Consider the following 18107-nt stretch of genomic DNA (forward strand, 5'->3'; position numbering starts at 1 on the left):
GGATCAAATATGAAACGCATTCTATGGCTATCACACATTGTTCCCTTTCCGCTGGAGAGCGGAGTTATACTGCGAAGCTATAACCTGATAAAGGAACTGTCGAAGAAACACTCTATTACTATGATAGCGTTTAACCAGACAGACAACTGCCCTAGTCAAGATGATCTAGATACTGCAACTACAGAGCTGTCGAAGTTTTGTAGTATCGAAGGCGTCGTAGACATCCCCAAAGATGTCAGTCTAGCATCACGTATCACCTTGCCTATCAAAGGTCTGCTCCCAAACAGAACCTATACGAACCTCTGGCTAAAATCCCAAGCATACAAGGATCTCGTACATCGCGTTCTTATCGAGAACGAGTTTGACGTAATACATGTCGACACAATTAGTCTCGCCCAGTATCTTCCTTCCGATACGCGCTCGTACACAGTTCTAAATCACCACAATATTGAATCTTTAATGATGCTTCGCCGAGCATCACAAGAAAAAAATCTCTTAAAGAAATTCTATTTCTATCAAGAAGGCAAGAAACTCAAAGCCTATGAGGCTCAAGTTTGCCCACAGTTCGATCTCAATATTACATGCTCTGATCTGGACATAGAGCGCCTTTCAACAGTTACTTCTGTAAGAAAATGCATTTCAGTACCCAATGGGGTTGATACGAAATACTTTTCCCCCTCCGAATCGGTGCAAGTCGAAAATAGACTCATCTTCACCGGGTCGCTCGCATGGTACCCCAATGCCGATGCCGTCCGTTTTTTCTTCAACAAGGTATGGAACCGCCTAAAAGACATCGTCCCCAATGTAACTATTACAATTATCGGTAAAAGCCCACCCTCCTGGCTAATGGCGTTGAGTAAATCTGACAAGCAGGTGATGGTATTGGGATATGTGGATGACGTAAGACCTTATATGGATGAGTCATCAGTTTACATTTGCCCGATAAAAGATGGGGGAGGAACAAAGCTGAAGGTACTTAATGCTCTATCAATGGGAATGTGTATAGTTGCGGATCCAATCGCATGCGAAGGAATTTCCGTAGAAAATGGTGGCAGTGTCATTCTGGCGTCCACACCTGACGAATACGTCAGGTCAATTGCGGACATCCTGAACAACGAAAGCGATAGGTTACGCATCGGGCGACAAGCTAGAGACCTTGCTATCAAAAATTATGACTATACGGAAATCGGAGGCTTGTTGTCAGACTCCCTAGATGCAGCTCACTAGTGGAAACTCAACAGAATGATCAATATCTTTAAGGTGAAAGAGATAATCAATACCTTTCTTAGAAATAAGATTTCGGCAGCGATCGGCACTGTTACCTACGCTGCAGGTCAATCTCTGATGCTCACCAGAGCAACACACTCGCAGATCAAGCTATTTTTCATATCCTTAACACTATGCGATATACACTTGCTAGCCTCAGGCACTGAGACAAGCTGAATTCGAGAGAGCTCGCATCTCAATCGCCGTGCGGAACAGAAGTATTTGAGCGATTTATCATCCTTTCTTCGCCCGTACAGAAAAATGAAGGAAGTCGGATTGGAACCCGAAGTGCACCACTTGATAAAAAGAAAAGGCGGCCCGCTAAGAGTATGCTTTGCCGCTTTTCTCCGGCAAGAGATTCAGTTATGGCAAAACCATAAAACCAGCTGACCTACGGAAAAGGTGCGAGATTTACGTGCTAAATAGAAGCGGTTTAAGCCAAAGAGAGATAGCCCCAGCTGTTGATGTCAGCCAGTCAACAATTAGCAGAGAGCTGGCCAAGAACCTAGGAGACCGAGATTATCACCTTCAGAAAGCGCATGCTAAAGTCGTTGAGCAGCGCCCGCCGACTACTGAGGAGCGATCACGAGTAGGTGGCTGGGGGATAGATACAGTCATCTGCAAATGCCATAGCGGTACCCTACTGACCCTTGTTGATCGCGCGACGAAGTCTACCGTGCTTGCCCAGACTATCAGCAAGAGTGCATCTGATGTTACCCGGTCCACTATTGCGCTGGCTCGGTCCTACAAGGAGGCGGCGCATACCATTATTACTGACAACGGCAAGGAGTTCGTCTATCATGAGAAGATTACTAAAGCGCGCCACGGACCGGCAGAAGAACCGCGCAAGAAAAACGTTGAGATTAAGAACGCCCGGAAAGCTAATAATCGATCACATGACGGGGCTGGCAGAATAGGTGGTTATTCGATTCAGAGACGAACCCAAACTTTTACTATTTAGGGAAACGAGAAATTATGAGTTTAGCCGCATCCTAAATTGAACCTTTAATTTTCAATTTATAGATATTTACAGAAAACCATTTCCTTAATGATTATAAATTTCGATAGAGAGCCAATTAATGGCAATGAATAGTAAACTTAGCACCAACTATCTGGTGATAGATTGACGGATTTTATAGACCTAATTAAAGGTAAAAGTCGTCTCATAACAGTAGTCAGTTTTTCTAAGTATGTATCTAACCGGCTTAGGTAGTATTTAGCAACTCATGTTTTTTATATAGGTAAATGATAATGATATTGGCACGCTTTAATGGACGATATGATAACTTCGGGGATATTTTGATTTTTAGTAAACTGTATTCTGAACTGATAAAGTACGATCAAGTATATTTGTTGGGGGCGGCAGTTCCTGGGATTGACGCAAAAGCCGTTCGATTTAGAGAAGCCTATGTTCTTGCGCTAAAAGAGCGTTTTCTTAAGCGGAAGCCAGTTTTGGTAATAGGACCTCCAGGGGCCAGATTTACCCCGAAGGTGAAAGCTGTTGTTCCTCCAGCTGAAAGGGTCCGAAGATTCTCAATTTCATTTCTCTGGAGGTTGATAAGCGCGAAGTTCCATGTTGCTGGAATCTCTGTAGATTCCAAGGTATGCGTGCGTGATTATGAGCACTGGGAAACTATAGGCGTTAGAGATTTCAATAGTTTGGATAAGTTGGCGAGAGCTGGTGTGAGCGCCTCATTTTGTCCCGACATGGCCTGTCTAGCACCACCAATACTTTCGGCCTGGTCGAGACAAGATGTGCTGATAAGTTTGCGCCGAGAGAGTCCAGACAACGGTTACACTGGACGGTATTCGCTCGACTTGGAGTCAGCACTACCAAATGTGATGAAAATTCTAAGAAAGCCCTCTACGGAATTTGTATTCTACGCTCAAGTTCTAGAGGATGTGGATTATAATAAGAGTTTATCTTCGCGGTTGCGCAATGGCGATCTCTGTAAATACTTTGATTTTTTCCCCGCACTATCCGATTATAGAGAAGTGTATAAAAGATATAAATTTGTTGTGAGCAATCGGTTGCATGTATTGCTTCCAGCGATATCTGAAGGTGCAGTGCCAATCGCGCTAGTATCTACTGGCCACTCTAAGATAATTAATCTTTTTGAAAGCTATGGCTTTGAGTGGGCAATAGTCTATGTTGATGGAGATATTTCTGTTGAAGATCAATTGGTTCGTTTGCTAGATAGCCACAAAGACTTACTCATTGAGAATTATAATAAGATGTGCGATCTGAACTTACAAGCTAAAAAGTATATTCAGGATGTAGCAACGACTTCGCGGTTGCCCTCCGCTAAGTTCGGCGAAGTGAACTCCGTATGATGTCCTCCCTTAAGGATATAGAGAACAACAATCGCCAACTGAAGAAGATATAAAAGACACCGCTCGGAAACCGTTCCTGATTCATCAGCAGCAGCTGACTGGTCACTTCGGTGACCGGAAGCACCATCGAAAACGGTGTCTCCGCCAGCAGATCTTCCAGCCACTGCAGAAAAGCGTTGGGCTCGTCTTCGGGACTCGGGGTTTTTAGATAGGTTTTGGAATAACGGGAGCATCCCGCTAGAGCTTTTTGTTTAGCGTCAGCGGTATACACAGTCAAACCCGCTCGTCCCAGCGAACGAACCACCGACAAGGCGCTGCGTTGCGCTGCATCCAAAACCAACACTCTGTTATCCATAAAAACCTGACTTTTCCTTACCCCTAAATTCGTTACCCGCCAACGCTCGCAAGTGTCGATAATCCTTACACCCGATCGTGTAGTAAGGGAACATGCGCCTATAGTAAACTGTTTGTCAGTTGTCCGGATAGGGATTAAGGGTACATGAGCCAACACCCAGGGTCGATACTACACCTGATTGACACAACAGGCCCCGGTGGAGCAGAAACGGTCTTTACACAATTGGCCGCTCACACACATCGCGAGGGTTACCGCACGCTTGCCATCATTCGCGGCCCGGGTTGGGTACGTGATGAACTTGAGCGTCTGAATATCGAAACCCGGATCATCAATTGCAAAGGCTCTTTCAACCTGACGTTCCTGCGCGAGTTGATTCGCACCATCAGACAGGAACGCGCCTGCCTGATACAGGCTCACCTGCTCGGCTCGTCTGTCTATGCCAGTCTCGCAGGATTACTGACGCGCACCCCGGTGATCAGCACCTTTCACGGTCACGTGGACGTCTCTCCCAAAGAGCGGCTGCGCTGGGTAAAATTTCTACTGATACGACTCGGCAGCCGGCGGGTCATCGCGGTCACCCAAAAACTCGCCGCCATGCTCAAAAGCGTGAAAGCCCTTGATGATAGCCGCGTAACGGTCATACCTAACGGCATCGATACCGAGTTGTTCACACACGCCAACCCGCCCCCCCTCAGGGAAGAGCACCAACTACCTTCGTCGGCCTTGGTCATGGGTTGCCTCGGCAATGTCCGCACCGCCAAAAATTACACGCTTGCGATCGACACCGTGAAGGAACTCGAGGGCAAGGGCCTGGACCCCTATCTATTTATAGCCGGCGACGACACCAACAGTCTCGCGCAACAACTTAAACAGCATGCGTTCGACCTCGGCCTCGCCCACAGGATCATCTGGCTCGACTTCTATCAAGACAATGCCGGGTTTCTGAAAGCTGTGGATATGCTACTGCTAACTTCCAGCAGCGAGGGTCACCCCCTAGCAATCATCCAGGCGATGGCCTCAGGCACCCCCGTCATCAGCACGCCCTGCGGCGTCGAAGAAATCGTTACCGACAATGAGACTGCCCTGCTGAGCAGTACACACTCCTCGCAAGCGCTGGCCGACCGCATTGCCAGCCTGCATGAGGACAAAGAGGGCCGACAACGCATCATCAGCGCCGCTCGAGTGCTCGCTCGCGACACCTACAGTCTACAGGCGATGATCGATCAATACGAAAACCTCTACTGCAACAGCCGCCGCCCCCCAAAAAAGCACAATTGGCTGGCCCAGATCATTATTGACCGCTTCGGCAGCAAACGGGCGCTACTGACGACTGTTCAGATTGGCCTGAAAGACGTCACGCCATCCAATTATCGACGCTTCAAACACATTTCAGCGCACCGCGACCGGATGGTATTTGTGTGTAAAGGCAACATCTGCCGTAGCGCCGCCGCTGCTTTCTCCCGGCACAGTGATATTGACGTGGCGACTGCTGGCCTCAACACCCACACTGGCAATCCGGGCAACGAGCGAATTACCGCTCTCATGAGCGACAACGGGTACGATATGAGCAACCGCCGAACGATGGCACTGACGGATCTTAACCCATTGCCGAGCGATTTCTATATCTACATGGATTCGGGGCACCCCCAGGCGCTCGCGCAAAGCTACCCGAACGCAGCCATCGCGCTGCTCGGCACCATAACCTCTCCGAAACAGCTCTACCATACACGCCCCCTACTCCTCATCCGACCGGTACACCAAAGGCTTCACAGAGAGCATTATTGCGAGAAACCGAGCCCTGGCCAAAGGGTCGGCCGAAAATGCTCAAACGCAGAGGGCGCATCGTGCAGTTAGTTAATGACGGAAAGACGCTCTTAAAGCGCCTTATGGGACACCACGCAGGGTTCTATCTCGCCGCAGCGTACCTGTTTTTCGAATATTTTCGACCCCAAGTCATTTATACTTGGATCGATGTACTTCCCTGGGCGAGAATCATTATCCTTAGTGGTTTCTTCTACGTAATCGCCAAAGGTCACGTAAAACTGCAGGGCATGCACTGGTTGCTTTTTACTTTTATGTGCCTCGTCTTTGTATCGACCTATTTCTCTTTCGATCGCATCGCATCACTAAATACCATAGATTACATAATCTCTTGGGTTGTTATTGTCGTCTTCTTTACGGCCGCAGTAAGAAACCTAGAACAATACAAAGTCCTGCTTATACTACTCTTCATATTTTTATTCAAAATGTCTTTTTTCGGAGCGAGGACATGGGCGACGCGAGGGTTTGGTTTTGCAGACTGGGGCATCTCCGGACCAAAAGGTTTTTTTCAGAACTCTGGTGAGCTCTCGCTACTGATGGTTGTTTTTACAGCGATGAGCTTGGGTTTCATTTTGGGCCACAAAAACGTGAACAAAATTTACTATCTCGTTCCTATAACAGCTGCCATGACTGTTTTGGCGTCGAGCACCCGAGGCAGCCAACTGGCACTCGCCGTCGTAGCTGTGCTCTTTCTACTCTGTTACGGAAAACTGCGCATCAAGTATATTCTGGCCTTTTCCGTCATCGCATGGATAGGGTTTGCGCTACTGCCCGAAGAGCAAAAGGACAGGTTCAGAGACATGGGGCAAGATGACACCTCAGAATCTCGCCTAACCTACTGGGAGAAGGGCTGGGAAATGATGAACAATCACAAGCTAGTCGGGGTGGGCTACTACGCATTCCCCAGCTACTTCGAGCACCACTACGCGCCATACATTCAGTTTGAGAACTTTACTTATAGGCGCGAAGTGGCACACAACAGCTTCATACAGGTAGGCAGTGAAATGGGGTATCCGGGACTAATAGTGTATCTCCTTCTACTGTGGCAGTGTTACAAACTGAACAAAAAATCTCAGAAATATGCCAATGCCAACCCGAACAACGCCTCTATCTCATGGGTCCCCTCCTATTGTACCGGCCAAAATATTGCGCTCGCAGGTTATGTAGTAGGGTCTCTATTCATGTCGGTTGCCTTTTACCCTTACCTTTACTTGTTTTTAATGCTAGCTGCGTCCTTGCATCAAGTTATCACTCCTCATAACAAAGCCCCTGAAATCGGGGCTGCCTACATTAAAGGACCCACGAATGTACCCCAAAACTAAGGTCAGAGAGATGGCTCTATCAGCCATACGGAAGTACCTTATACCGATGATAGCGATATTATTTTATCTATCGGCGCCACTGCTATACATTGCGGGACTGAAAACCAAAGCGACAAAATTGCTTCTAGCCTCCATACGCTACCGCAACCTACCAGGGGCTATACGACTGCTTCTGAGAAAAAAGCGCAGCGGCGAGCTTAAATACGAAAAGCTTATTTCTCCTCCGACAACAAGCAATGACTTTTACTCCAGAGCTATCATCCTCAGCATGCCAGAGATCGGAAAGGATGAGCAAATAATAAAGGGGGTCATGCTAGTAACCTTCACTCATACATTCTCGTATTTATTGCATAGCCCCAATTGGCCAGACATCAATAAACACTTCCTATTTGTACTGGAGCCGAGCTCGTCCGGATATGCGGATCCCGAAATACTGCTTTTCATTGATAAAGCTACTGATTGCATAGTTCAGTGCACCGAGCCCATGGACAGAGCTTTTCTTCAATCATACGCACCCGAGGTTACTTGCCTGGACATTGGATCAGGAAACTGGGTCGATCACGAATTATTCAACGACAGAAACAATAGCCGCGAAAAGCAGTATGATGCCATTTACATCGCCAACTTAAATCCCGTAAAAAGAGTTTATCGAGTTATTAAAGCCATGGCCGAGTGTGCGAGAAAACGCGAATATCGCGGCGCCATATTATGTGCGCCCTTCGGATCAGGGAGCATAGAAGACATAAAACGCTATGTTCAAAATCTAGGAATGGAAAAATCAATAGAAATACTTCCGGGAACAAACAAGGAAGGAGTTGTTAACCTTTTGGCCTCGTCGAAATGCAGCCTACTGGCCTCCCTAAAGGAAGGTAGCAGCAGAGTAATCTCCGAATCAATGTTCTGCAATACACCCGTGATATGTTTATCCGAAAACATAGGCGTAAACAAATCATATATCAACGAGCAGACAGGGCTTCTTGTAAGTGACCATGCATTGACGGACGCACTGCTTTACCTCCAGTCCTATTACGAGCTTTTCTCGCCAAGAGAGTGGGCTTTACGCCACATCAGCCCCGAAGCCTCCACCGACAGAGTCAGGGCAACTCTTCTATTGAAGAGCAAAGGCAAGGTAAACTCTACCCTACGAATCAAGACAAATAGCCCAGAGGTTGAATATCAGGATAAGACACAGCAGCAAAGAGAAGTCTTAATAGCTGCACTCAACGACATAGAGCAGAACAGGCTCCCTACTTGGCCCGCCCACAACGAGGAGAAATGAGATCCAATTTAGACGTCTCATAAAGTATTTCACTCTTTTTAGGTCATCTTGGTAAGAATTTGTGAATTCACAAAACGACTTGAGTATTGCCATTAGAGTTCAAGTGACGCACTATATTTGACTAATCACACGCGACATGCTGATCGCGAGCGGCACTCATATAACGAAATGGACTTAACACAGGGCTATGGGAACATATTGTTATTATATGAATACAGATTTGTGACGCCTTACCGAAAAGTTAGACCGAATTATGGCAGAATATCAAACAATGACGCCAATTCCGGTGCTCGTTTTCTCCAACGCCAAATATCAACCAGCAACTAGCGGATCTACAGCTTCCGCAAGCAGAGGCACAATGAACACACTCAAGACTATCAAGAGGGTCGCTCCTGTCATCGGACTATTAATTTCGTCTTTGCCGCTAGCGGCTGCAGCTTTTACGCTGACGATTTCAGGAGAAGGTGGCGACCCAGGAGAGAAGGCCTCAAGCCGTGACTGCCAAAGAGGAGGTCAAGAGGCCTTCACACACGCAGCCGGAAGCACGGAGTACACAGACGAGGAGTTTTTTAGCGGGACCAAAGGCCTACGACTCGAAATCAAAGAGGGCAGAACAGGCTGGGGGAGCTTAGGAGGCGTAGTCAACTTCGAGGATTGCTCTCACGCAGGAGGCCGCCATCTTACCCGAGGCGACGAGCTTTGGGTCAGAACCCGTCTCTTTTTCCCAGTCGGCTTCGAATTCATGGATAGAGGAAGGCATAAGTTTCTGCGGGCTAGACACTATTCTATGGTGGACGGCCAAAAGATAAGCGAGGGCTACTTGAATCTTTACATTAACCCTCAAGTAAACGACCCTGAGTACAAGCCTTTTGCATATATTCTCGAAGCTCACGTACCGGGTGGACTCCGTTGGGCTTCCGTCGGAGAATCTCGCCACTTTTTCCAACTAGGACAGTGGCACACCGTAGAATATTACGTAAAACTTGATACCGTGACAGCCGCAGACGGCGGCCAAGCCTTGATAAGAGTTTGGGTTGACGGGGAACTTATTGGCGAAATTGACAACCGAATCACGCTGATAAACCCTGATAGTTGGGTGGAGTCTCTTTACTATTTTACCTACTGGAATGACGAAGGCCCAGATAGAACAATGCACTTTTATGCTGATGATATCGTGATCACCTCCGACACTCCTGCCGATAGGGACGAGCAAGGCAATCCTTTCATCGGAGTTGGTGGCGATCAATCATCCAGACCTAGGCCGCCAGCCCCCCTCAATTAACCTCACATAACCAGGGGCGCCACAATATTGCGGCGCCCCACTGTTGAGCATATAAAAAAAGATCCAGAAAGGGGAAAAACTGATCTCAGAAAATGGGTACCCTCTCGTGAAAGAAACGTATGACCATTACCCAAATAGGACTAAGTTTCGACCGAAGACCTAGAAATCTGTTTTAAGGCTCGAAATAAGCTATCGTACTCCCAGTGGACATATGCAATCCGTCGCACTTTCAAGCTAAAGATAGCGCTCAGAAAACTCTTTGGCTACGTTTTTAATGACCACCTTGAGACTTTCACTTCGGCCGCGATACTCTTCGCATATGAACGACGTTCTCAATAGCCGGCCTGATAAAACTCTTTCTTTACCAAGGCTCATAGCGACCCAATAAAAACATTTCCTCAATCTTCACCCTTTTATTGCCAAATGAGATGTGGGGAGATCCACATACTGCTTGAGTTATAGCAGGAAAACGCTATGATTATGCTAGAATGGCGATGCTTCTAAACGAAACCATCGAATACCCAGGTCCAGTTAAGGGAACTAGTATGCCTTTTTTTTCTGTAATAATTCCTACCTACAATCGTTCTAGCATGGTGGCAGAAGCGGTTTCGTCAGTTCTCAACCAAACATTCAAAGACTTTGAGATACTTGTGATCGATGATGGATCTACAGACGACACTCAAAGTGCATTGTCACCCTTCAGCGATAGAGTATGTTATTTCAGGCAGGAAAATGGTGGCGTGGCATCAGCCCGAAACTTAGGCATAGCCAAGTCCCGAGGTGAATACATATGTTATCTTGATAGCGACGACTTATGGCCCGCTAACAAGCTGTCAAGTTACAACGACGCTATTCGAAAAGCAAACGACCCTCACTTTTTATTTTCAGACTTTGTAAAGCACGATTGCAGTAGAAATATTACCTATGACATTTCAAATAGTCGTATATTTAGCTATTTATATAGCCTATGCACTATCGAGGAACAATTGGCTCAACTGTCAGGGAAAGATCTCAAAGAGCTATTGCTCCGGGGCTACCCGCTATACCCGTCCACGTTTTGTATAAAACGCAACGTACATCAGCAATACCTTTGGGACCCAGGCGTATTAAAATCAGAAGACTTTAATTTTGTTCTAAAGTTGGCCCAGAAATATAGCTTTTTTTATATAGATCAAACACTCTGCACAGTTAGAGTTCACGACTCCAACAAATCATCTGACTTCCTCACTAAAAATGCTGTTATTATCGGGACAATGCGAGCTGTCAGAGATCTATATGAAAGCAATGATCAAAAACATTTCTATAACTTGTATATCGCGAAGAAGCACCTTTCAAATATGACGCATTATCGAGAGGTTGGATTGTATAAAAAATCCATAGAACAGCTAGTTTCTGCACTCTGCTACAAGAACACTTGGGCCCGCCTTCTCCCTCCAATTTTTGGAAAGAGGAATATTGAGAAGTCCGACTAACTTTCTCCAGATCGGGAGCTTCGACTACGATACCAGCTACGCATTACAACCCAATAGAGTCGCGCTCCTTCCCAGCGGATGATGACCGAGATCGCCCCGTCTTCCCCTGCAATCTATTCCAAACTATGCAGTGGACATAGCACCCTAGTTTGAGTCGCAAAAAGCTGGGCACATTAACATAGCTATTTCACACTCTATCTTCCACCAGTGCAATGAGACATTCCCCCACTACTCTAACTGATGAGATTCTTCCGCTATTAATCTAGAGCCTAGCTTTCATATTTCGACCAAACTCCCAATCCTTATCTCGCCCAAACCTCGATAGCATCATCATTCTTGCTAAGTATTTTCGCGGCCATCTAAAAAACATTTTTATCGAAAGCGCGTCTCTAAATAGGGACTTTCTTCCGTAGGTTCCACCGCCGTGATCAACTATGTAGGCTGCCACCGGAAACCCAAAGGGTTCTAAGGGCACACCTTTTTCCCTCATTACTTTAAGCAGAAACCGGTGGTGACCATAGATCTCCCGAATTTTCTTATCGGGAATATCCTCAACTTTCTTATTTATATCAAAAAGTGATGTTTTAACGACTGCAAATGTCCCGCACCAGTTATAAAAATCTGTAAGCAGAAGGGCTACCTTAGATCGATGAGGAAGCATCCAACCCTTGTCTACATACCATCCATTTTTACCTCTATTAGCCTTAACATGATCGATAATATGGCGAGACACCAAATCGTCAGCGTCAACATTCATTACATACTCTGACCCTCGGTCTAACGCCCAGACCACGCCTGTTGCCACCTTGTGGCCTTTGTCCCGACTAAGCATTTTGATTCGATCTGCCTCATCCGTATCACCCTTAAAGACAGATCTTGCCGGAGGCCCAAGCGAAACCCTCGCGACACTTACGGTACTGGGAAACTCTACCGAGTCCAGTTCGGCTTCTTTGTTCGCGACTACTACAGCCCCGACACCTTTATGCCCTCTGCAGGCATTGTCGATCGAGCTCAGCGTTTCTTGTAATCGTTCAAGAACGTCTGACCAATTGCGTGCAGATTCAGGATGAATCAGTGGGACGATAAACGTAATCATCATTGACATTAAAGAACCCCTTAACTTATCAACTCAACAATCTATTTCAACATTCCAGCAAGAGATTACAAAAGACAATACAGATAGAGTGTAAACACGCCAGAAGCCGCAAGAGAGTCCAGGTACTTGTGAGTACGGCTATCAACGCAGCAGCATAAGTACCGCCGGTCTAATAGCATGCTAAGGTTGATTAATTCACGTTAGCTTTTACCATAGCCTCGCGAAATTCTCTAAGCATCTTCTCCTCAGTGTAGTTGTTCAAGACCGAGAGCCTAGCATTCCACCCAATTTCTTTCCGACGCTCTACTGATGAGATCAATGCTCCAAGCTTTTCAGCGCAATCTTCCACGTCCTCGGAGCGATAGATAACTGCATCCTTACCATCTGTTAAGAAAGAGCTAACCGATGAGTTGTCCGAGGTTAGCACCGGAAGCCCCGTCCCCATGTACTCTAGCAAAGCAAGCGACATCGCCTCGCCTCTAGATGGATGAAACGCTATGTCATAGTGGGGGAGACGCTCGCCAATATCATTTGTCGCGCCGGGGAAGTCAACAAATTCGTCAACACCCAGCTTCCGCGCTAGCGCTTTGAATGCCTCAAGATCCGGTCCGTCGCCATAGAGCGTATACCGGATAGTTTTATCACCCCTCTGAACTAGCCGTGAGAGCACACTTAGTGCGAAATCGATACCTTTATAATAGTTAGCTCGACCAATGGAAACAATTTTTGTTGTTTCGGCGCTCTCATATTCCGTCTTAACACTTTGAGGAGGATGAATACCGTTGGTTATACAAACGACCCTCTCTCGAGGAAAGCAATTGACCTCCTCAAGGCGTCGGGCAATATAAGGGCTAACGGCAAAGCATTGATCAGCCGCGAAAAACGGCGCTCTGTTGTAAAGTCGCTTGAAGAGACGCTTTAGAAAACCTGGTCTAGTCCTGATTCCGGGCATGTGATCGTGAATGATGATTTTTTTTACACCGAAACCTTTGAAAATTGCATACCGCCAAGATGCCGTGGCGAAATCGGTGAAATAAATACATCGAACATCATTGCGTCGTATATAAAGACACTGCTTAAATAACCCAGACCATGAGCGCACTTTAAAGTCGAGAGCGTCAATTTGAAATCCAGCTTCTGATAAGATCTTCGGTTCATCGGAGACAGACGGATAAACCACTATTGGTCGATACCCGTACTCTCTCAGAGTACTGGCTGCTTCCAGCCACAACTTCTCCATCAGCTTCCATGCATAGCCTGTACTGGAGTCAAAGTTCCCAACCGCAAGAAACCCGTATTCTCTATTCATCTCAGCCGCCTTTTCCAACCATCTCACAAATCAATCGAAGCCATGTACTTTTATAGGCCAAAAAAACCATAAAGTCTCAGTTGGGAGTGGCCTCTCTATAGTGAAGAAGCTTTTCCGGAGGCCAAATGTCTTCGCTGTTCAAATAAAGAATATATTCACCACTCGCTGCAAAAAATCCGGCATTACGTGCGGTTCCGACACCTTGATATACCTGTCACATATAGCGGTTACTTGAACGAGATTCCTATATTACGGTCTCAATATCATCCCTTGATCCACTATTCACAACTATGATCTCGTAGCCATCAGTATCTTTCCCGAGGACAGATTCAATTGCTTCTTTCACCATCTCAGAACGATTGTAAGTTCGAGTAATAACTTAGAACTTTGGCATATAGAAGACGCATAAGTATGGCAGACTCTAATTGAGGAGAGTTACATTCACATATCTATGCGAAGACTAGAATAGTGACTCAAGCTCATTTCTATATTCTTCTACCTGCCCTTTCACTCGCCTGTATGACTCTTCAAAGGACCTAAACCTCTCTTCGACGAGCCTTTCCAAAGCCTGGTCGACATCGCGTAAAAATTCATCATTAGAACCCTCTTTTAATGTCAGATAGTAACTTCCCATATCAAACATATCGAAGAGAACCTGTTTTTTATAATCCCCAATGCTGCCATCTTGCTTGATCGAATACCGGCCCATCCCTACAACAGGAACACCGGCACTCATCGCATTGACACAGACATGGTAGGTATCTGTGATCACAAACTGCGACTCCATTATCTGCTTAACATTCTTCGAAAAATGACGATGCGCATTCTTAGTATCCAGCGTCAACCATCCGTCGAGCTCATGTCCGACACAGCCACTTATCTTCTCGATATTTCTGATTATCTTTCGAGTTTCCGGCAACTTAGAGCGATCAAAAAAGTAACTGAACATGGGGCTTTCTGGGGCTGAGCTTGCATTTTCAGCATTCAGCCCGGAGTGGTCTAGCAGAAAGGCACAATCCAGCCCTTGTCCTAATCTCGGCTTAGAGCGCGCGCCCAACAACCTCTCAACTTGCTCTAACGATTTAACATCTCGCGGCAAGATTACATCGAAGTGTTTTTCCCAACAATCAATCACCTGTTTATTATAAGGATCTTCTGCGTCAAGTGGATTCTGTATATTGTTACCTATCGAATATACCTTTTTCCCATTCACATCCTGTCCTTTAAGAGCAAATAAAGATAACCACTTCTTCCTGGCAATCTCCTCACTAGCGGACAGATGCATATAGTGATCCCGGTTTGCGTACCCATCTCTGCCGTAATCCGGATTGTTCAAGAAATCACCCCAGTACACGATATGACTATGTTCTTTCAATTGGTCAATGGACTTCAAATAGTGACACTTCAGTTTACCGACGTGGTCGACAGGTGCAATGGTCCAGTTCGGGTTAACCCTTTCAATAAACCTAGCCCCTCTTCTCCGAAGCTTTTGGGCAACATACATTTTGTAGTCGACATCAAGCGAATCGAAAAACTGCTTCGCCGCAAGGTCAACACTGTACATGCCTGAATTATTCGGGTTAAACGCGAGAATAACCGCTATACTTGACTTCATTTATTTGCTTCCCTTTGCTCATATCAACCAGGTGGTATTCCGTGATATCCGCATTAAACTCATACGCTCTATCGATTTACGAAATCACTTAACGCACTAGCCAGGTCTTTACCATACTCTTCGACATTGTATTGACTTACTACTTTCTTCCGGGCATTTTTCCTAATCCTGTCTGACAACTGATTGTCATTCATAAGACTGGCTATACCTACCAACAGAGAGTCAGGGTTATCCGGCTCAGAGAATACAATATCTTCTCCCTCTGAGAAATATTCCTCCAGAACAGGCGTTCTGGTAGCAACAACCGGAATACCCATAAGCATAGCCTCCATCACCGCCCGGATTCCGGAGGGATAACTAATGCCTGCCTTGAGCGGGACGACCGCTACACATGACCTTGAATACGTTTCAAATAACTCTTTGTAGCTCAGTCTCTCATAGATATTTATTCTGCTCGACTCCGCCGCATTCTCAGGAAGCAGGTAAGGCAGTGTCACCAGATCCAATGTAGCGTCAGTCTTACTTACTGCCTGCATGAGAGAACCAAAGTCTCTGCCCACATCCCGACCAATGGAAATAATATGCCTTTCTTTGGAGGAGTTCAGTTTTTCGGTATAGGGATAGAAGTCACAGTCCATCGCATAATAGAGCGGAATTATACGACCACTCGGGATAGTCAGTGACTGAGACCAAAGGCGTGCTTGAGATGACGACAATGCAATAACACCATCGGACCACTTAATGGCGATTTTGAGCAATTTCCGTTTTACCCGGCTTTCTGGCAGCTTGAAAAGCGTATCCAAATAGACAATTCTCTTTCCCATCAAGCGCGCCAGAAAGGACTGAAGCGGCGAAAACTCATCTTTCACAACAATAACGTCGGCCTTCCAGAAGTCTCTCAACAATCCCACTGACGGAATTTGAATGTATCGCCGGGCGAACCGCCTAAGCCCGGACAACCCGGAGCTCCAACGATGATCAGAAATAGCGACATTCATCCCCATCATCTTCAGCTGATAAAACCCTGTCAGCCGTTCCTTAGGTATCTCTCCTCGCTCGATCTGCTGAACTGCAGGGGACGCGACATCCGGATATAGAAAGACATATTTATTGTATTTATCCACCTGGGGAGAATCATTCTCAATCGTCATAGTGCACTTCCTCGGTCATCATCGACTTAAATGAAGGTATTCTTTCAATGAGACTCTCATACCCCCCCCTATCGACTATTGAGCCCTTATCCATAAGAATGATCTCATCGGACATTTGTATCGATGCCGGCCGGTGCGAGATAATAAGTATAATCATATCTTTCTTTAACTTATTAAGATTTTTTAGTAGATTAACCTCTGAGACAATATCCAAAGCGCTTGTCGGCTCATCCAATACGAGAAGATCCGTCTGCCGATAGAGCGCTCTCGCTATACCTATCCGTTGCCGCTGACCTCCGCTCAGCAACTTCCCGTCCTGCCCCAAATTCGTTTCTAATCCCTGGGGCAACTGAGCGACGAAGTCCGAAGCGTTCGCTAACGATAGCGCGCGCTTAACTCGCTCCATATCGATATCTCTCTCGACCTCGCCAAAAGCAACATTCTCAATAACTGACCCTTCCAAAATAAAAATGTTTTGCGCTACGTAGCTAAGGCTGTTTCGAAATCCGAGCCGCAACGAGTCGGTAATCGGTTCGCCATTTACCTTAATTTGCCCCTCGGACGGATACAGCAATCCCAGAAGAACGTCTGCCAACGTTGACTTTCCTGACCCCGAATGGCCAGCGAGGGAATATATCTTCCCTCGCTCCAACGCGAATGAAATATCTTTTATCGCTGGCTCATTCGACTCGGGATACTCGAACGAAATTCCACTAAATTCCACCGTATGGACCGACATCTTTTCCGCGCTTATAGGACCAGCTTCGTTCTTCTCAATATCTCTCAACGCAGCACCTATACTTGTCGCCACGGCCCCATGCCCACTGAGACTTGATATTGACTTGTAAATCTGCTGCATTGTGGGTAGCAGTTTGTAACCAGCAAGCGCATAGATACTTAATACTGGAACTATGGAGCGCATATCATCTTGGGTAATTAACAGTACGACGGCCAACAACAGTATCGCGCCAAACGCAACAGACTCGATAATGAACTTGGGGATTTCTCCTGAAAGGGCGATAAAAGCTTGGGAACGAAGACCTCTTAAATTAACCTCGTTAAACTGGTCAATATAGTTCTGCTCCATGCATCCGAGCTTGACATCTTTTATACCCACAAAAGACTCTGACAGTATGCTCTGTATGCGACTGTTCTTGTATGACACATACTCTCCATGACGGAAAAGATTATGACGCAGAAAAACATATGTTGCTAAATAAGCCCCACCAATCAGCACTCCGGCGATAACAGCGAGAAGAGGGTTAAAGAGCAGCAGCCCCATAAGCACTATCATGCCAATGAACAGTTTGCTTGTTAGAAGTAGAAAAGGTTGAAAAACCATGTAGACGAACCTGGGCACCTGTTGCGACACTACGGCAATCAGCTTGTTATAGTTCTTTGTTTTGTGGTACAGATAATCCTGAAGCAGAAACCCTCTATATAGAGTCCTCTGGAGCCTCCCACCCAACACCACGGAAAATTTGTAGGTAAACCACATCGTAAGTCCAGCCACGGCATTGGACATCAAAATCATTACCAATGACCCCAGAGCGGCTGCGATAATAAACGTTATATCTCGCTCAAAGCCAAACCTTTCGTACGTCCATGAAAGAATAGAGTTTGTGTGAATTATTTCAGGGTTGGAAATAATAGCTATGAAGGGCCCGATACTGGCGATGCCCAGGACCTGAAATATTGCAGATAGAAAATAGAATATCTGAATGCCAATATACTGCTTCATGGCCCTTGAATCCAGGAGGCGGAAAATACTCTTTATTACTGTCAACAGGTACATTAATGCTCCA

At 46.2% G+C, this 18107-nt stretch carries 14 protein-coding genes and 1 pseudogene; 8 read left to right on the top strand and 7 right to left on the bottom strand.

Going from position 1 to position 18107, the window contains the following annotated elements; all coding sequences use genetic code 11:
* Positions 1–9: 9 nt before the first annotated feature.
* The 3 genes from DKW72_RS06165 (at position 10) to DKW72_RS06180 (ending at position 3600) form a co-directional block, all read left to right on the top strand.
* Positions 10–1227, top strand: a complete 1218-nt coding sequence (locus DKW72_RS06165) for a glycosyltransferase (RefSeq protein ID WP_111641468.1) — start codon at positions 10–12, stop codon at positions 1225–1227.
* Between the two features lie 373 nt (positions 1228–1600).
* The gene (locus DKW72_RS06175; protein WP_198411242.1) at positions 1601–2227 is read left to right on the top strand and encodes a helix-turn-helix domain-containing protein; all 627 of its coding nucleotides are present in this window, start codon (positions 1601–1603) and stop codon (positions 2225–2227) included.
* Between the two features lie 290 nt (positions 2228–2517).
* Positions 2518–3600, top strand: a complete 1083-nt coding sequence (locus tag DKW72_RS06180) for a polysaccharide pyruvyl transferase family protein (RefSeq protein ID WP_157960409.1) — start codon at positions 2518–2520, stop codon at positions 3598–3600.
* On the opposite strand, the gene DKW72_RS06185 is transcribed toward DKW72_RS06180, so the two are convergent.
* Positions 3572–3955 (bottom strand): ATP-grasp domain-containing protein, encoded by a 384-nt coding sequence (locus tag DKW72_RS06185; protein ID WP_111641471.1) that lies wholly within the window; start codon positions 3953–3955, stop codon positions 3572–3574. The two genes, DKW72_RS06180 and DKW72_RS06185, sit on opposite strands and share 29 nt — an antisense overlap.
* Before the next feature lie 144 nt (positions 3956–4099).
* Between DKW72_RS06185 and DKW72_RS06190 the strand changes: the two genes are divergently transcribed.
* The 5 genes from DKW72_RS06190 to DKW72_RS06210 all read left to right on the top strand — a co-directional run bounded on the left by DKW72_RS06190 (position 4100) and on the right by DKW72_RS06210 (position 11131).
* On the top strand, positions 4100–5809 hold the full coding sequence (locus DKW72_RS06190; protein ID WP_111641472.1) for a glycosyltransferase: 1710 nt from the start codon (positions 4100–4102) through the stop codon (positions 5807–5809).
* A complete protein-coding gene (locus DKW72_RS06195) occupies positions 5776–7098 on the top strand; it encodes an O-antigen ligase family protein (protein ID WP_111641473.1) in 1323 nt (440 codons plus the stop codon). The genes DKW72_RS06190 and DKW72_RS06195 overlap by 34 nt, the downstream gene beginning before the upstream one ends.
* Positions 7082–8377: a glycosyltransferase gene (locus DKW72_RS06200; RefSeq protein WP_111641474.1), complete on the top strand. Its 1296-nt coding sequence runs from the start codon at positions 7082–7084 to the stop codon at positions 8375–8377. The genes DKW72_RS06195 and DKW72_RS06200 overlap by 17 nt, the downstream gene beginning before the upstream one ends.
* A 358-nt stretch (positions 8378–8735) precedes the next feature.
* On the top strand, positions 8736–9659 hold the full coding sequence (locus tag DKW72_RS06205; protein WP_111641475.1) for a hypothetical protein: 924 nt from the start codon (positions 8736–8738) through the stop codon (positions 9657–9659).
* A 488-nt stretch (positions 9660–10147) separates the two neighbouring features.
* Positions 10148–11131, top strand: a complete 984-nt coding sequence (locus tag DKW72_RS06210; RefSeq protein ID WP_111641476.1) for a glycosyltransferase family 2 protein — start codon at positions 10148–10150, stop codon at positions 11129–11131.
* Positions 11132–11393: 262 nt separating this feature from the next.
* Here the strand turns inward: DKW72_RS06210 and DKW72_RS06215 are convergent, their stop codons facing one another.
* The 6 genes and pseudogenes from DKW72_RS06215 to DKW72_RS06245 all read right to left on the bottom strand — a co-directional run bounded on the left by DKW72_RS06215 (position 11394) and on the right by DKW72_RS06245 (position 18097).
* Positions 11394–12236 (bottom strand): hypothetical protein, encoded by an 843-nt coding sequence (locus tag DKW72_RS06215; RefSeq protein WP_111641477.1) that lies wholly within the window; start codon positions 12234–12236, stop codon positions 11394–11396.
* Between the two features lie 181 nt (positions 12237–12417).
* Positions 12418–13536, bottom strand: coding sequence for a glycosyltransferase family 4 protein (locus DKW72_RS06220; protein ID WP_111641478.1), 1119 nt, complete (start codon positions 13534–13536; stop codon positions 12418–12420).
* A 76-nt stretch (positions 13537–13612) separates the two neighbouring features.
* Positions 13613–13912, bottom strand: a pseudogene (locus DKW72_RS16750) (glycosyltransferase family A protein).
* Between the two features lie 84 nt (positions 13913–13996).
* A complete protein-coding gene (locus tag DKW72_RS06235) occupies positions 13997–15151 on the bottom strand; it encodes a polysaccharide pyruvyl transferase family protein (RefSeq protein ID WP_111641480.1) in 1155 nt (384 codons plus the stop codon).
* Positions 15152–15219: 68 nt separating this feature from the next.
* The gene (locus tag DKW72_RS06240; RefSeq protein ID WP_111641481.1) at positions 15220–16302 is read right to left on the bottom strand and encodes a glycosyltransferase family 4 protein; all 1083 of its coding nucleotides are present in this window, start codon (positions 16300–16302) and stop codon (positions 15220–15222) included.
* Positions 16292–18097: an ABC transporter ATP-binding protein gene (locus DKW72_RS06245; RefSeq protein WP_111641482.1), complete on the bottom strand. Its 1806-nt coding sequence runs from the start codon at positions 18095–18097 to the stop codon at positions 16292–16294. Before DKW72_RS06245 ends, DKW72_RS06240 begins: the two co-directional genes overlap by 11 nt.
* Between the last annotated feature and the right edge of the window lie 10 nt (positions 18098–18107).

It is taken from the genome of Marinimicrobium alkaliphilum (assembly GCF_003259155.1).
GTDB lineage: Bacteria > Pseudomonadota > Gammaproteobacteria > Pseudomonadales > Cellvibrionaceae > Marinimicrobium_A > Marinimicrobium_A alkaliphilum.

What these genes read in the sequence shown, in the direction of transcription:
- DKW72_RS06165 (WP_111641468.1), top strand. Translation starts at nt 10, where the DNA reads ATGAAACGCATTCTATGGCTATCACACATTGTTCCCTTTCCGCTGGAG.
- DKW72_RS06180 (WP_157960409.1), top strand. Translation starts at nt 2,518, where the DNA reads ATGATATTGGCACGCTTTAATGGACGATATGATAACTTCGGGGATATT.
- DKW72_RS06185 (WP_111641471.1), bottom strand. Translation starts at nt 3,955, where the DNA reads ATGGATAACAGAGTGTTGGTTTTGGATGCAGCGCAACGCAGCGCCTTG.
- DKW72_RS06190 (WP_111641472.1), top strand. Translation starts at nt 4,100, where the DNA reads ATGAGCCAACACCCAGGGTCGATACTACACCTGATTGACACAACAGGC.
- DKW72_RS06195 (WP_111641473.1), top strand. Translation starts at nt 5,776, where the DNA reads ATGCTCAAACGCAGAGGGCGCATCGTGCAGTTAGTTAATGACGGAAAG.
- DKW72_RS06200 (WP_111641474.1), top strand. Translation starts at nt 7,082, where the DNA reads ATGTACCCCAAAACTAAGGTCAGAGAGATGGCTCTATCAGCCATACGG.
- DKW72_RS06205 (WP_111641475.1), top strand. Translation starts at nt 8,736, where the DNA reads ATGAACACACTCAAGACTATCAAGAGGGTCGCTCCTGTCATCGGACTA.
- DKW72_RS06210 (WP_111641476.1), top strand. Translation starts at nt 10,148, where the DNA reads ATGGCGATGCTTCTAAACGAAACCATCGAATACCCAGGTCCAGTTAAG.
- DKW72_RS06215 (WP_111641477.1), bottom strand. Translation starts at nt 12,236, where the DNA reads ATGTCAATGATGATTACGTTTATCGTCCCACTGATTCATCCTGAATCT.
- DKW72_RS06220 (WP_111641478.1), bottom strand. Translation starts at nt 13,536, where the DNA reads ATGAATAGAGAATACGGGTTTCTTGCGGTTGGGAACTTTGACTCCAGT.
- DKW72_RS06235 (WP_111641480.1), bottom strand. Translation starts at nt 15,151, where the DNA reads ATGAAGTCAAGTATAGCGGTTATTCTCGCGTTTAACCCGAATAATTCA.
- DKW72_RS06240 (WP_111641481.1), bottom strand. Translation starts at nt 16,302, where the DNA reads ATGACGATTGAGAATGATTCTCCCCAGGTGGATAAATACAATAAATAT.
- DKW72_RS06245 (WP_111641482.1), bottom strand. Translation starts at nt 18,097, where the DNA reads ATGTACCTGTTGACAGTAATAAAGAGTATTTTCCGCCTCCTGGATTCA.